At 69.1% G+C, this 13,537-nt stretch carries 14 protein-coding genes and 4 tRNA genes; 8 read left to right on the top strand and 10 right to left on the bottom strand.

Annotated features, from left to right (window positions below):
* Positions 1 to 9 precede the first annotated feature (9 nt).
* The 4 genes from ACFFCA_RS03695 to ACFFCA_RS03680 are packed head-to-tail and all read left to right on the top strand — an operon-like array spanning position 10 to position 4,241.
* Entirely contained in the window at positions 10 to 1,365 is a 1,356-nt protein-coding gene (locus ACFFCA_RS03695; RefSeq protein WP_375481920.1) for an ABC transporter substrate-binding protein, read from the top strand.
* 43 nt (positions 1,366 to 1,408) lie between these two features.
* Complete coding sequence (locus ACFFCA_RS03690; RefSeq protein WP_375481918.1) at positions 1,409 to 2,374, top strand: carbohydrate ABC transporter permease; 966 nt, start codon at positions 1,409 to 1,411, stop codon at positions 2,372 to 2,374.
* Positions 2,371 to 3,255, top strand: coding sequence for a carbohydrate ABC transporter permease (locus tag ACFFCA_RS03685; RefSeq protein WP_375481916.1), 885 nt, complete (start codon positions 2,371 to 2,373; stop codon positions 3,253 to 3,255). Before ACFFCA_RS03690 ends, ACFFCA_RS03685 begins: the two co-directional genes overlap by 4 nt.
* Positions 3,252 to 4,241 carry a zinc-dependent alcohol dehydrogenase family protein gene (locus ACFFCA_RS03680; RefSeq protein WP_375481914.1) on the top strand — a complete coding sequence of 330 codons (990 nt, stop codon included), beginning with the start codon at positions 3,252 to 3,254 and terminating at the stop codon, positions 4,239 to 4,241. Before ACFFCA_RS03685 ends, ACFFCA_RS03680 begins: the two co-directional genes overlap by 4 nt.
* Here the strand turns inward: ACFFCA_RS03680 and ACFFCA_RS03675 are convergent.
* The 7 genes from ACFFCA_RS03675 to ACFFCA_RS03645 form a co-directional block, all read right to left on the bottom strand.
* A complete protein-coding gene (locus ACFFCA_RS03675; RefSeq protein ID WP_375481912.1) occupies positions 4,219 to 5,004 on the bottom strand; it encodes an esterase/lipase family protein in 786 nt (261 codons plus the stop codon). The two genes, ACFFCA_RS03680 and ACFFCA_RS03675, sit on opposite strands and share 23 nt — an antisense overlap.
* 302 nt (positions 5,005 to 5,306) lie before the next feature.
* Positions 5,307 to 6,941, bottom strand: a complete 1,635-nt coding sequence (locus ACFFCA_RS03670) for a hypothetical protein (protein WP_375481910.1) — start codon at positions 6,939 to 6,941, stop codon at positions 5,307 to 5,309.
* 247 nt (positions 6,942 to 7,188) lie between these two features.
* Positions 7,189 to 7,265 (bottom strand) — tRNA-Phe (locus tag ACFFCA_RS03665).
* Positions 7,266 to 7,305: 40 nt separating this feature from the next.
* Entirely contained in the window at positions 7,306 to 7,992 is a 687-nt protein-coding gene (locus tag ACFFCA_RS03660; RefSeq protein WP_375481909.1) for a sirohydrochlorin chelatase, read from the bottom strand.
* 35 nt (positions 7,993 to 8,027) lie between these two features.
* Positions 8,028 to 8,104: transfer RNA gene (locus ACFFCA_RS03655), tRNA-Asp, on the bottom strand.
* Between the two features lie 52 nt (positions 8,105 to 8,156).
* Positions 8,157 to 8,229, bottom strand: a tRNA-Glu gene (locus tag ACFFCA_RS03650).
* 85 nt (positions 8,230 to 8,314) lie between these two features.
* Complete coding sequence (locus ACFFCA_RS03645) at positions 8,315 to 9,277, bottom strand: prephenate dehydrogenase (protein WP_375481907.1); 963 nt, start codon at positions 9,275 to 9,277, stop codon at positions 8,315 to 8,317.
* Positions 9,278 to 9,409: 132 nt separating this feature from the next.
* Here ACFFCA_RS03645 and ACFFCA_RS03640 point away from each other — a divergent pair, with 132 nt between their 5' ends.
* From ACFFCA_RS03640 to ACFFCA_RS03625, 4 genes are all read left to right on the top strand, one after another.
* The gene (locus ACFFCA_RS03640; protein ID WP_375481905.1) at positions 9,410 to 9,895 is read left to right on the top strand and encodes a tRNA adenosine deaminase-associated protein; all 486 of its coding nucleotides are present in this window, start codon (positions 9,410 to 9,412) and stop codon (positions 9,893 to 9,895) included.
* Between the two features lie 6 nt (positions 9,896 to 9,901).
* Positions 9,902 to 10,402 (top strand): tRNA adenosine deaminase-associated protein, encoded by a 501-nt coding sequence (locus tag ACFFCA_RS03635; RefSeq protein WP_375481904.1) that lies wholly within the window; start codon positions 9,902 to 9,904, stop codon positions 10,400 to 10,402.
* Entirely contained in the window at positions 10,399 to 10,854 is a 456-nt protein-coding gene (gene tadA, locus ACFFCA_RS03630; protein WP_375481902.1) for a tRNA adenosine(34) deaminase TadA, read from the top strand. The genes ACFFCA_RS03635 and tadA overlap by 4 nt, the downstream gene beginning before the upstream one ends.
* Before the next feature lie 17 nt (positions 10,855 to 10,871).
* Positions 10,872 to 10,959: transfer RNA gene (locus ACFFCA_RS03625), tRNA-Ser, on the top strand.
* A gap of 55 nt (positions 10,960 to 11,014) precedes the next feature.
* On the opposite strand, the gene ACFFCA_RS03620 is transcribed toward ACFFCA_RS03625, so the two are convergent.
* The 3 genes from ACFFCA_RS03620 to ACFFCA_RS03610 form a co-directional block, all read right to left on the bottom strand.
* The gene (locus ACFFCA_RS03620) at positions 11,015 to 11,557 is read right to left on the bottom strand and encodes a carbonic anhydrase (protein ID WP_375481900.1); all 543 of its coding nucleotides are present in this window, start codon (positions 11,555 to 11,557) and stop codon (positions 11,015 to 11,017) included.
* A gap of 82 nt (positions 11,558 to 11,639) precedes the next feature.
* Positions 11,640 to 12,569: a GlxA family transcriptional regulator gene (locus ACFFCA_RS03615; protein ID WP_375481898.1), complete on the bottom strand. Its 930-nt coding sequence runs from the start codon at positions 12,567 to 12,569 to the stop codon at positions 11,640 to 11,642.
* Positions 12,570 to 12,573: 4 nt separating this feature from the next.
* On the bottom strand, positions 12,574 to 13,533 hold the full coding sequence (locus ACFFCA_RS03610; protein ID WP_375481896.1) for a Dyp-type peroxidase: 960 nt from the start codon (positions 13,531 to 13,533) through the stop codon (positions 12,574 to 12,576).
* Between the last annotated feature and the right edge of the window lie 4 nt (positions 13,534 to 13,537).

Here is a 13,537-nt window from a genome sequence, read left to right as displayed (position 1 = left end):
GACCGAAGTATGCGAATCAGACGAATCGGCGTCGTGGCACTGTCCCTCGTCCTTGCCGCGGCAGGGATGAGCGCGTGCAGCGCAGGCGGCAGCAGTTCGGGCAAGAAGAGCATCACCGTGCTCATGGTCAACAACCCGCCGATGTTGGAGCTGCAGAAGCTCACGGCCGCCAACTTCACGAAGAAGACCGGCATCAAGGTCCGCTTCGTGACCAAGGTCGAGCAGGACATGCGCGACACGGCGAGCACCGAGTTCGCCAACCAGAGCGGCCAGTACGACGTGGCGACACTGTCGAACTTCGAGATCCCCTACTACGCGAAGGCCGGCTGGATCTCGAGCATGGCGAGTATCGCCAAGAGCAAGAGCTTCGACCAGGCCGACATCCTGCCGTCGATGACGCAGGCGTTGTCCTACAACGGCACGGTCTACGGCGAACCCTTCTACGGTGAGTCGTCGTTCCTGATGTACCGCAAGGACGTGTTCCAGAAGCTGGGCATCACGGTGCCGACGAACCCGACCTGGTCGCAGGTCGCGCAGTGGGCGGCCAAAGCCGATGGCGCGCAGTCGGGCATGAAGGGCATCTGCCTGCGCGGCCTGGCCGGCTGGGGCGACAACCTGGCCCCGCTGACCACCGTCGTCAACACCTTCGGCGGAACGTGGTTCAACGACGACTGGAAGGCGCAGGTCAACACCGGCGGCTTCAAGGCGGCGGCCAACTTCTACGTCAACCTGGTCCGTCAGCACGGTGAGCCCGGTGCGGCCACGTTCAGCTTCCCGCAGTGCCTGAACGCGCTCCAGCAGGGCAAGGTCGCCATGTGGTACGACTCGACGGCCGCCGCCGGCTCGCTCGAGGCCTCCGACTCGCCGGTCAAGGGCAAGATCGGCTACGTCTCGGCGCCGCACGACAAGACCTCGCAGTCCGGCTGGCTCTACACCTGGGCCTGGGCCATCGAGAAGGCGTCCAAGCACCAGAGCGACGCGATGAAGTTCGTCAGCTGGGCGTCGAGCAAGGCCTACGAGCAGCTGGTCGCCAACGACACCAAGAACCCGAGCACGGGCGGCCCGACCAACATCCCGGCCGGCAAGCGTGCCTCGACCTACAGCAACCCGACCTACCTGAAGGTGGCATCGGCGTTCGCGAAGCCGACGCTGAACTCGATCAAGAACGCACCGGCCTCCATGCCGGGTGTGCAGAAGCGGCCCTACAGCGGGATCCAGTTCGTCGGTATCCCGTCGTTCACCGACTTCGGCACGAACTGCGCCAAGGTCATCAGCAGCGCCATCGCCGGTTCGGAGAGCACGAACTCGGCACTGAACAGCTGCCAGACCCTGGCGCAGGCGGCCGGCAACAAGCAGAAGAAGTGATCCGTGCCGTGCCGCGTCTTGTCGAGTCGAAAGAGGTGAACCCGTGAGTTCGGTCGCGCTCGGCAAGACCGGCACGGCTACGGCGCCCGAGGCGACGTCGAAGGTCAAGCCGCCGAAGGTCCGCAAGTGGGACAAGGCGTCGTGGGTGCGTCGCGCGCCACTGCTGCCGGCGTTGGTCTTCCTGATCATCGTCACCCAGTTGCCCTTCGTGGCGACGCTGGTCATCTCGTTCATGAACTGGAGCGCGCAGCCCGACGCACCGGGCCGCTCGTTCGCCGGCTTCGACAACTTCAAAGAGGTCTTCCAGACCCCCGCGTACCGCGAAGCGGTGTACACCTCCATCGAGATGACCGTGACCGTGGTGGCCGTCAGCGCGATCCTCGGCCTGGGCATCGCGCTGCTGCTCGACCACGCCTTCTTCGGGCGGGGCATCGTGCGGACGATGATGATCGCGCCGTTCCTCATCGTTCCGATCGCGGCGGCGGTGTTCTGGGGCAACGGCGTGCTGCAGACCGGTTTCGGTCTCGTCGACGGGCTGCTCGGCGAGATCGGTGTGCACAACGCCCAGAACATCTCCTTCCTGACCGAGCATCCGAAGCTCGCGATCGAGATCGAGCTCATCTGGCAGTGGACGCCGTTCATGATGTTGATCCTGTTGGCCGGCCTGCAGTCGAGGGACGGTGACGTCATGGAGGCGGCCAGCATCGACGGTGCGAACGCGTGGCAGATGTTCCGCAACATCACGCTGCCGCACCTGCGCCGCTACCTCGAGCTGAGCGTCGTGCTGGGCACCATCTTCATCGTCCAGAACTTCGACTCGATCATCGGCATGACCGGTGGGCAGAACTCGACGAACATCCCGTTCGAGATCTACGAGGTCTTCTACTCGGCCAAGGACTACGGCGCCGCGTCCGCGCTGGGCGTCGTGGTGGTGATCGGCTCGATCATCGTGGCCACCATCGGGTTGCGGGTCGTGTCCTCGCTGCTCACCGACGAGGAGGTCCGATGAGTTCCACGACCCTGGACAAGCCGGCGCTGGAGGACGTGCCGTCGGCCAAGTCGCCGAGCAACCGGCGATACGGCAAGGCGTTCATCGGGATCGGCGCGTGGATCATCGGGCTCATCTTCATCGTCCCGATCCTCTACATGATCCTGACGTCGCTGCACCGCGCGCCCGACGCGCAGAAGTACCCGCCCGCATGGGGTGCGCCGCTGACCGGCCAGAACTACAGCGACCTGTTCAGCGCCACGAACAGCATCCGTCCGGCCCTGCTGAATTCCCTGCAGGCCAGCGTCATCTCGACGGTACTGGTGCTGGTGCTCGCGATCCCGGCGGCGTACGCGCTGGCCATCAAGCCGGTGCGTAAGTGGACCGACGTGATGTTCTTCTTCCTGTCGACCAAGATGCTGCCGCCGGTCGCGGGCATCCTGCCGATCTACCTGTTCGTCAACAAGATCATCCATCTGCCGGACAACATCCTCGTCCTGATCATCCTGTACACCTCGATGAACCTGCCGATCGCGGTGTGGATGATGCGCTCGTTCCTGGCCGAGGTGCCGCCGGCGATCATCGAGGCGGCGTCGATGGACGGTGCCAGCACGACGATGATCCTGCGCAAGATCGTCGCGCCCATCGCCGCGCCGGGTATCGCCGCGACGTCGCTCATCTGCTTCATCTTCAGCTGGAACGAGCAGCTGTTCGCCAAGGTGCTGACCAGCGTCAACGCGCAGACCGCACCGGTGTACGTCAGCACGCTCATCCAGACCGAGCATTCCTACCTCGCCCAGCTGTCCGCCGGTGCGGTGATGATCTCCATCCCGGTGCTCGTCGCCGGTTTCGCCGCGCAGGACAAGCTGGTGCAGGGTCTCTCGTTGGGAGCAGTCAAATGAAGGCCGCCGTCGTCAAATCCATCGGTGAGGTCGGGATCGAAACGGTCGACGACCCGACCCCCGGTCCGGGTGAGGTCGTCGTCGAGGTGGCCGCGTGCGGCCTGTGCGGCACCGACCTGCACATCCTGCAGGGCGAGTTCGCGCCGACGCTGCCGGTCATCCCGGGCCATGAGTTCGCCGGCACCGTCGTCGCGCTCGGCCCGGGTGCGCTGGACGTCAACGAGGGCGACCGCGTCGCGGTCGACCCGTCGCTGTACTGCCACGAGTGCCACTACTGTCGCCGCGGGCACAACAACCTCTGCCTGCGGTGGGGCGCGATCGGCGTCACCACGGCGGGCGGGGCGGCCCAGTACGTCGCGGTGCCCGCGGCCAACTGCGTGCAGCTGCCCGACCACGTCGACACCCGTGACGCGGCACTGATCGAGCCGTTGTCGTGCGCTGTTCGCGGTTACGACGTGCTCAGCAGCCAGCTCGGCTCGCACGTGCTGATCTACGGCGCGGGCACGATGGGGCTGATGATGCTGCGTCTCGCGCAGCGGGTGGGTGCGACGAGCATCGACGTCGTCGACCTGAACACCGACCGACTCGAGATCGCGCGGGGGTTGGGCGTGACGCACGCCGAGACGACCGCCGAGGGCATCGAGCCACGCTTCGGCTGGGACCTCGTCGTCGACGCGACGGGCAACGCCAAGGCCATCCAGGACGGCCTCGGCCGGGTCGCCCCCGGCGGCACCTTCCTGCAGTTCGGTGTCGCCGACTATGCCGCGCGGGCCACCATCGAGCCGTACCGCATCTACAACAAGGAAATCACCATCACCGGCTCGATGGCGGTGCTGCACAGCTACGAGAGGGCCGCCGACCTGTTCGCGACCGGCGTGCTGGACCCGGAGCTGTTCATCACCGACCGCGTGCCGCTCGACCGGTACGCCGACGCGATCGAGGCCTTCAAGTCCGGCGCCGGCCTCAAGACCCAGGTGCTGCCGTAGCCGCCACCGTGCGCGTGACGGCGCGCAGCGCCTGCGGGTCGGTGGTCATACCGACGTGGCCGGCCGCCACCTCGACCAGGTCGGCGGCCGGGTCCAGGCAGGTGCGCCAGTCGAGGATCGCGTCGTTGCGCGAGTAGACGGACGTGAACGGCACGTCCGACGGGAACGGCGTTCCCAGCTCGGTAATCACGCGAGTCGCGCACGCCCCGGTGACGCAGTCGGCGGCCAGCACCCGGTGCAGACCGCGCTCGTGCAACCGGAACAGCAGCTCGAGCTGCTTGCGGACGTGCGGCGCCACGCTCAGCGATCCGGTGATCGGGGCCGCCAGGGTGACGAGGCCGGCCACCAGGTCCGGCCGGCGTCGTGCGGCCAACGCGGTGATCATGCCGCCGCGGCTGTGTCCGACCAGCACGACCGGGCGACCCTCGTCGCCCGTCACGACCTCCACGCGACGGACCAGGCGCTCGACCATCTCCTCGGTGCAGCCGACGTTCGCCCCGATGTCGCTGCGGAAGGTGCGCAGACCCGCCCGGCGCAGCTCGCGTGCGAGCAGGGTCAGCGAGACGTCGCCGGACAGGAAACCCGGCACGAGCAGCACCGGGGCGCGGGTGCTGACGTCCGGCTGGGCCACGGGACGGCCGAGCATGCGCACCATCCGTCCGTAGGCGCGCAGCTCCCCGGCGCGGGCGCCCGCGGTGGGGACGTGGTCGGGGGCCAGCCCGGGCTCGCTCGGCAGGGTGGGCTCGTGGGGAAGTGCGGTCACGGACCCGTCCTCGCCTGGCTGTCATGAGTGGCCGCTGCTCGCAGCCCGTATTACTCCGTATTACACCGCGCCGTGGGCCACCGCACCGACCACGCAAGCCGTGGGTGCCTCACACGAAGGGATTATCCGTCCCGGACCGTTCAGTGAGGTCGCGCTCGTCTGGCGTCCGGATTGCCAGCCGCGCGAAGAGATGGCGTTGCCACGGTTGTTACCAACTCCATCGGTGACCCTTGGTCTCGTCAGGACGTCATGGCCCTGGGGCACCGAGAGCGGACCAAGCCAGGCTATGGAGGAGAACAAAGTCAGTAGTTGACCTTGACTCCCAGGTTGCGGCAATCATTCTTGACGATGGGAAGGCTAGCTCTGGCCGCCTGGAGCTGCATTCGGGAAAGACTGGTATTTGGGAGTTCGGCGAGGGCGTGCATAGCCCGCGCGAGCCTTGCCCAGCCAGAACCAGCGGTCCGGGCCTGCTCGGCGGCTTTAAGCTGAACGGGGCCAGCGTCGGCCATGGAGATCTGCTGGCGTTCGATGCTCTGCCAGGTTGTGCATGCCTCCGTCGCTAGAGCGTCGTTGCTCAGGCTGGACGACGGCGATCGACTTCCGGGCGGCACAGACCAGATGGACAGCGCTTGCTCGGCGGCGACGAGCATCGGGTCCTGGTCACGGGTCGAACCGTGCACCCACCACGCGTCGAGTACGACGCCCATGTTGTCCTGTCCGGTGATCGTGTAGGCCTCGCTGGAAGGTACCTGGGTCGCGCCGGGCGCCGGGTGACCTTCGCGGAGCAGGTCATTGATGGACCCGGTGTCGTTGGCGTTCTGCAGCCGTTGAAACTTTTGGTTCGCCTTGTATCCGTACTGGTCACCGGGAGCCGGTGGGAAGCTGACCCAGACTTCGGAAATGACGGCTTGCCGGCCGCCGATAATTGCGGTCGCGACTATTCGTTTCGCCTGCGCGCAGGGCGTGGACTTGAAGAACGCGATCATGCGAGTGCCGTAGGAGTGCCCAGCGCAGTCGGTGATGCGGTCTGCAGCGATGATCTGCAACGGGTAGACGGCGCCGTCGAGCCCCTGAACGTTTAGCTGGTGGCCAGCGATCGGCCTTAGTGGGTCGCTGCCAGTTTGGGCTGGCGGCGCCGTGGTCGTTGGCGCCGAAACGGGTCGCAAGGTTGGTGACGAAGCGGAGGCGGCCCTGTTCGGCGACGATGCTGCGGGATTAGCGCCTTGATCTTTCCTAAGCCCGTTGATCGCGTTGCTGATTGTCGAGCGAGCCCGGCTTTCGTCGGCGGGTTGGTCGCTGCTCTTTACGGTAACCGAGAGGTCGAGGTCGGGATTGTGAAAATCGACCGTGGTGCCGAGCGCTGATGCGGGAAGATCGTCGGTGCGCGTGTCACCCCTCGTCGTGCAGGTCTGCGACGGCCCGCAGGGGGCAGGTGCTGGAAGTGAGGTTCGGTGACTTGGAAAGGTGGCCACTACTTTCCATAAAAGATTGTCGTCATCGTGTTCGCAGGTAATTGCGAATGCGCCGAAGTTGTCGGGACCGCTCACGTAGGTGTGGGTGCTGACGAACGCCGGGCCGGTTCCGACGGTGCTCGTGGTAGTCACGAGATCTTCCGGCGTTACAGACGGCAGCTCGGCTGCTTTCCAAGAATTACACAGAGCGACGACTTCAGGCGGCGGCCTCCGACAGGTTCCGCCTGGGGCGGTGTAATCGCCGCGGCAGGCGGTGTACACCGCGAGCACCGAATGCCGGTCCGAGCCAGTTGCGAGCGGCGCATCGGGATCGCTTGAGCTGCCGTCGGACGACACCACAACAAGTACAGCGCTGACGATTGCAGCCAGGACAGCTGCCGCGACCGCAATGAACGCACGTCGGCCCACTCTTGTCGAAAAAGCGCTTTGACGGCTGCAGGGTGCCGCTTCTTCGGTACTGGTCACGAAGCCTCGCTCAGTCTTGAGGTAAAGGAAATGTAAAGTATGACTGAGAGGTTGGCAAGCGTTGATCAAGGGCGACTGTGCCGCCATGCCGAACGTAGAGAGGGTTACGGAGGCGAAGAACGTCGTGCTTCATTGCCTCAGGTGGGGCAGTTCAAGCGGCTGCTCGACAGTGAGTAAGCCCATTGCAGGCTGGTGCTCAACACGCGACATGAGTCGGCCGATAGGGCGGGTCAAACTTGAGCTGCGATGGTGGCCAGGGGCGGGGTCGAACCGCCGACCTACCGCTTTTCAGGCGGTCGCTCGTACCAACTGAGCTACCTGGCCGTGCCGACCGCGGACGTGCCGGGCCGGACCAGTCGAGAGTCTAGCCGACCACCCGGCCGCCGCCGTCCGCGCTCACCTCGTCGTAGCGCGCCCAGATCAGCTCGACCAGGGCCGGGTGCACGCCGATCGGTGCGCCCACCGTGACCTCGCCCGTGGCCGCGGCGTTCAGCGTCGAGACGAACTGGCCGTCGGCGAGCAGGTAGGTCAGCACCCGGACCGGGTGGTCCAGTTGCGCGAAGGCGGCGACGAGGTCGTCGGCCAGGGTCAGGGTGGCGACGGGCCCGCCCAGCCGGGCGCCGGCGAGCGCGGCCATCGCCTCCAGCTCGACGCGGGCCTCCGGTCGGCTCGAACCGGCCCCGACGAGCACCGTCGTGCCGGCGGCGCCGGCCGGCAGCCGGTCCAGCATCGCGTCCAGCAGCAGGGAATGGGGCCCGAGGTGGCGGGCCTGCCGCGTCGCGGCCCGGTCGCCGATCGCGTCCGGGATGTCGTGCTGCACGTGGTAGCCGGTGGACAGCAGGGCGGGGACGACGACCGTCGGTCGATCGTCGAGCACGTCGGGCAACCGGGGCTCGGCGACGTCGAGAAAGCACAGGGTGACGTCGTGCTCGGGGCGTGCCGCGGCGACCGCGTCACGCAGCCGCCGGCTGGTGCCGCCGCCGGCGGCCGACCGTGTGCCGTGCGCGACGAGCACCAGGCGCGGGTGGACGCGCGGTCCGGTGACGGACACCGAGGCTGTTTCGTGCATCGCATCCGATTCGTGCTTGGCGACCCCGACGGGACTTGAACCCGCGACCTCCGCCGTGACAGGGCGGCACGCTAACCAGCTGCGCTACGGGGCCTCGGCGACCCGACTGGCGGGCCGATCTGGCGATCTTGCTTGTGTGAACTGCGTGCCCCCAACGGGATTCGAACCCGTGCTACCGCCTTGAAAGGGCGGCGTCCTGGGCCTCTAGACGATGAGGGCGGCGAACCGCATCATGCTAGCCCCGCTGGCGGACCGCTCCAGCATAGGGGACGGCGCCACACGCTCCCAAACCGGTGGTCGGTGGTCAGTGCGGGCGCATGCCGAGCAGGCGGACCTCGTCGTCGTCGCGCAGCACGGCGGTGACCCACCCACCGTGGCGTCCGTGCTCGAGCAGGGTCGCGGCGTCCGCGCCCAGCTCGACCGGTTCGACGTGCCGGTGCTCCCAGTCGGTGCGTGCCGCGTGACCGGCCTCGGCCAGCGGCAGCACCGACCCGTCTCCCCGGAGGGCGTCACGGGCCTCGGTGAGGTGTCGGATCGCGTCGTCGAGCGCGGCGGGCAGCGCCTCGTTGCCGTCGCACCAGGTGGCCACCAGCTCGGGACGGGTGCGGGCCACGCGGGAGCCGGACAGGTAGGACCCGGCCGCGAGGGTGAGGCCGAGCGGACCGCCCGCGAGGCCGGTGAGGGCCAGCGCCTCGGCCAGCACGTGCGGCAGGCCGATGACCCGGGCGACGGCGGCGTCCTGTTCGGCGGCGGTCGTGGGGACGGGCCGGGCACCGAGATCGCAGACGAAGGACGCGAGGCGCAGCCAGTCGTCGAGGTCGGTGTCGGGCTCGAGCACCAGCGCCCAGGACGCGTCGCGGAACATGGTCGGCCGGGCCGCGGCCCAGCCGGTGTCCTCGACGCCGGCGAGGGGGTGACCGCCGACGAACGACGCCCCCGGCAGCTCGCCGCGCACGGCGTCGACGACCGGTGCCTTGAGCGTGCCGACGTCGGTGACGACGGTGCGGGGGCCCAGCCGGCCGCGCAGCCCGGCGGCCGCGTTGCGGACCTCGGGCAGCGGCATGGCGAGCACGACCAGGTCGGCGCCGCGGACGGCCGCGGCCGCCGACGGGGCGACGGCGAACCCGTCGCCGCTGGCCTGCTCGGCGGTGTCGGGGTCGACGTCGTAGCCGACGGTCTCCAGGCCGGCGTGGCGCGCCGACCGGAGCACCGATCCACCGATGAGCCCGAGGCCCAGCACCGCGAGGCGGGCGAAACCTGCGCTCACGGTGTCGGCCCCGTCGGGGATGGCTGAGGGTTCACCGTCCCGACCGTAGTAGCCGCCTCGCAACCGCTTCCTGCGACCGGCCCGACGTGCCAGGATCGTCACGGGTGTCGATGACGCGACAGGGGGTGACCGATGGCTGCGCGCGGATTCGCGGTGGCCGCGTACAAGGACGCGGCCGAGTGGCGTCTGGAACCCCTGCCGCCGACCGTCCTCGAGGACCTCGGCGTGCTGCTGTCGGCCTTGCGTTCGCAGCCGCCCGAGGGCGGGCCGTTCGTCATCGCCTGCATCGAGGAGGAGTTCTTCGTCATCGCGCGTCAGGAGGAGGGCCGGCGGGTCGCGCTGCTGCTGTCCGACCTGACGGCGGCCGTCGAGTTCCCGCTGGCCGAGCAGGCCATCACGCGACTCGGTGAGGACCCGCCGAACGATGACGAGCTGGACGAGGTCTGGCCGGTAGGTGACCTCGAGCTGTTCGACGATCTCGACCTCGGCGAGGACGAGATGGAGGACATCCTCGACGATCTCGACGCCCTGCCGGAGGACATGCTCGACGCCATCGTCGAGCGCCTGGACCTCGCCGAGGCCTTCGCGCGTGCGACCGACGCGGCCTGGGTCCGGTGACCCACGATGTCCTACTTCGCTGCCGTGCTGACGCGTCGAGGCGATCGCTGGAGCGGGGTCGAGGCAGACCTGTCCGAGTGCGAGTCCATCGCCGACCTCGGTGACGCGCTGCGCGACCTGTCCGGCGACGTCCGCCTGCTGATCATCGAGCAGGACGACGAGTACGCGGCGCTGCTGCGGCTCGACGACAGCGACGACGACCCGCGCGCGTTCCTCTCCGACGGCCACGCCGCCGACCGGTACCCGATGGCGGCGATCATCGCCGAGGAGCTCGAGGAGATCGGCGGCGACGCGCTGGCCGCCGATCCCGACGCCGTCGAGACGGCGGCGGCCGCCGTGCACGACAGCGCACCGTTCGGTGACCCGGACCTCGTCGAGGACCTGGGCACGTCGGCCGCCGACCTCATCGAGATGTGCGAGCACCAGGGCACCCTGCCCGTCGATCTCGTGCTGGCGGTCTGCGAGAAGGCCGGCTGCGGCGAGGTCTTCGAAGACCTGCACGGATGAGTCCGTCCGATCCCGTGTTGATGGGGTCCGCGCTGTCCGTCGCGGCGGCTGCCGGTGCGGACGGTGAGATCCCGGTCGGCGCCGTCGTCGTCGCCGCGGACGGCACGGTGCTGGCGTCGGCGGGGAACGCCCGGGAGGCCGACCGCGACCCGACCGCCCACGCCGAGGTCGTCGCCTTGCGGCAGGCCGGGGCGGTGCTTGGCGACTGGCAGCTGACCGGCTGCACGCTCATCGTCACCCTGGAGCCGTGCACGATGTGTGCCGGTGCGCTCGTCCTGGCCCGCGTCGCCCGGCTCGTGTTCGGCGCGTGGGACCCGAAGGCGGGCGCCGTCGGCTCGTTGTGGGACGTCGTGCGGGACCGGCGGCTCAACCACCGCCCCGAGGTCGTCGGCGGGGTGCGCGAGGACGAGTGCGCAGCGTTGCTGGAGGCGTTTTTCGCCGCTCGCCGCTGACCTGTAACCTCATCGGCGGTGGCGTGTCCGAGCGGCCAAAGGAGCACGCCTCGAAAGCGTGTGTGGGTAAAACCACCGTGGGTTCGAATCCCACCGCCACCGCCAGAGAATCCTCGTCGACCGGCTGCAGGGCCCGAGGCGGCCGTGCCGTGGTCGTGCTTCAGGCCGCACGACTCGTCGGCGCGACGACCTCGGTGACGAGCCCGGTGTGGACGTCGTAGGCGTAACCCCCGACGCGGATCCGGTCCGACAGGTTCGTGTCCTCGATGATGCGCCGGACGTCGCCGGGCACGGTGGCGGCGGGATCGAGCACGGCGGTGGCGCGCAACGTCGCGTCGTCGAACCCGCGGGCGACGAAGCCGGCGCGCAGCTCGTCGTCGGCCATCAGCCCCGACCCGCAGTCCGTGTGGTGCACGACCGCGACCTCGAACCATTCCGCGTCCGGGGTCTTGACCTCGTGCAGGTAGCTGATCCAGGCGAGATCGTCGAGCACCGCGTCGGTGACCCGGCCGCCGACCACGCGGGCGACGATCGCGTCGCCGAGACTCAGGTCGAACAGCGCGGCGGGGTCGACGCGCGGGTCGATGCAGGTGATGACGTACACCTGCCGGTTCGGGATGAACGGGATCTGCGGGACGTGGTCCTTGGCGTCGGTGCCGGCGAAGCGGCGATTGGCTGCGATGAGTTCGTCGAGGTGTGTCATGCCGACCACGATGCGCCGGCCGCACCGGCCGTCGCCATCGCCGGACGGCCAGACGACGTCGGGTTCCGGCCACCCTCACCGGTCAGGCGCCGCGGACGTCCTGCCGGTACGCCGTCGGAGTGGTGCCGAGCTCGCGCGCCAGGTGCAGCCGCAGGGAGGTGCCGGTACCGAAGCCGCTGTGCAGCGCGACGTCGTCGACCGACAGCGTGGTGGCCTCGAGCAGCCGCTGCGCCTCGCGAACCCGCTGTGCGGTGAGCCAGCGCATGGGGCTCAGGCCCGTCTCGTCGTGGAACTGGCGCGCGAACGTGCGGACGGGCAGGCCGGCGTGGCGCGCCAGGTGGGTGACGGTCAGCGGACGCTGCATCTCGGTGATCGCCCACTCGCGCGTCGACGACAGGCCGCCGTCGGGCAGCACCGGCCGTTGCGCGTACTGGGTCTGGCCGCCGGTGCGGTGGCCGGCGACCACCATCCGGCGCGCGACCTGCGCGGCCACCACCTGCCCGTGGTCACGGCGGACCATGTGCAGGCACAGGTCGATACCGGCGGACAGGCCGGCGCTGGTGAGCACCCGGCCCTCGTCGACGTAGAGCACGTCCGGGTTCACCCGCACGGACGGGAACATGGCCGCGAGCTCGCCGGCGTGCTCCCAGTGCGTGGTCGCGACCAAGCCGTCGAGCAGGCCTGCGGCGGCGAGCCCGAACGCGCCGATGCACACCGACGCGACCCGCGCCCCGCGGGCGTGCGCACGTCGCAGCGCCTCCAGGTTGGCCTCACCCGGTCTGTCCTTGGGATGGAACCCCGGCACGACCACCGTGTCGGCCTGCTCGAGCGCCTCGAGTCCGTGCGTCACCTCCACGCCGAAGCCGGTCGACGTCGGGACGACCCCGGGGCGTTCGGCACACACCGAGAACAGGTACCGGTCACGTTCGTCGGGATGACCGAAGATCTGCGCAGGGATGGCGAGGTCGAAGGCGACGACCGATTCGACGGCCAGCGCGACGACGCGGTGCACCCGACTACCGCGCCGTCGTGATGGTCTCGAGCAGGGCCGCGGACGGCGCGAAGAACAGCGCTCCGGTGACGGCGTGCGAGACGTCCAGGATGCGGTCGGACAGGCCTGGCGGGTCGCCGAGGAACATGCGCCGCAGCATCTCCAGGGTCACCCACGCCCGGCCGGAGTAGCCGACGAAGTACGTGCCGAACTCGCCGTGCGCGGCACGACCGAACGGCATGTTGTCGCGCAGGATGTCGTGCTCGCCGTCGTCGTCCTCGATGGTGGCCAGCGTCTTGTGCGACTTCTGTCCGAACTCCGCGTCCGGCAGCTCGACGTTGTCGCTCTTGCGCCGGCCGACGATCCGGGCCTGTTCGTCCTCGCCGAGCTGCCCCCACGCGTCGAGGTCGTGCAGGTACTTCTGCACCACGACGTAGCTGCCGCCGGCGAAGCCCGGGTCGTCGTCACCGACGAGCGCCGAGGCGGCGGCGTCGGCACCGACGGGGTTGGCGGTGCCGTCGACGAAGCCCAGCAGGTCACGGGCGTCGAAGTAGCGGAAGCACGACGTGTCGTCCTCGACGGTGACGGCGTCGCCGAGCGAGGCGGTCAGCAGCCGCACGAACTCGAAACAGAGGTCGGCGCGCTCGGCCCGAACGTGCAGCAACAGGTCCCCGGGCGTCGAGACGGCGGTGTGCTTCGGCCCGACGATCGCCTCGAAGGGCCGCAGCTCGGCGGGCGCGCGGCCCGGTGCGAGCCGCGACCAGGCAGCGCTGCCGATGCCGACCACACACGTCAGCCGGGCCGAGAGGTCGCGGAAGCCGACCGTCTTGAGCAGGTCGGGTACGTCCGCGAGCGCGGCGCGCGTGGCCTCGAGATCCTCCTCGCGCGGGCCGATCTTCAGCACGACGAACTCGGCGAAGGGGCTCAGCGTCGCCTCGATGGTCTGGGCGGCGAAGGGGACGCGGTCGGGACCGGCCTGGGTCATGGCG

Origin of the sequence: uncultured Jatrophihabitans sp. (genome assembly GCF_964252635.1) — a bacterium.
Taxonomy (GTDB): Bacteria; Actinomycetota; Actinomycetes; order Mycobacteriales; family Jatrophihabitantaceae; genus Jatrophihabitans.
This window is presented reverse-complemented; position numbering and strand designations above follow the sequence as displayed.

Excerpts from the sequence above, each read along its gene's own strand:
- ACFFCA_RS03620 (WP_375481900.1), bottom strand. The coding sequence starts at position 11,557 with ATGACACACCTCGACGAACTCATCGCAGCCAATCGCCGCTTCGCCGGC.
- ACFFCA_RS03695 (WP_375481920.1), top strand. The coding sequence starts at position 10 with ATGCGAATCAGACGAATCGGCGTCGTGGCACTGTCCCTCGTCCTTGCC.
- ACFFCA_RS03635 (WP_375481904.1), top strand. The coding sequence starts at position 9,902 with ATGTCCTACTTCGCTGCCGTGCTGACGCGTCGAGGCGATCGCTGGAGC.
- tadA (WP_375481902.1), top strand. The coding sequence starts at position 10,399 with ATGAGTCCGTCCGATCCCGTGTTGATGGGGTCCGCGCTGTCCGTCGCG.
- ACFFCA_RS03610 (WP_375481896.1), bottom strand. The coding sequence starts at position 13,533 with ATGACCCAGGCCGGTCCCGACCGCGTCCCCTTCGCCGCCCAGACCATC.
- ACFFCA_RS03685 (WP_375481916.1), top strand. The coding sequence starts at position 2,371 with ATGAGTTCCACGACCCTGGACAAGCCGGCGCTGGAGGACGTGCCGTCG.
- ACFFCA_RS03680 (WP_375481914.1), top strand. The coding sequence starts at position 3,252 with ATGAAGGCCGCCGTCGTCAAATCCATCGGTGAGGTCGGGATCGAAACG.
- ACFFCA_RS03640 (WP_375481905.1), top strand. The coding sequence starts at position 9,410 with ATGGCTGCGCGCGGATTCGCGGTGGCCGCGTACAAGGACGCGGCCGAG.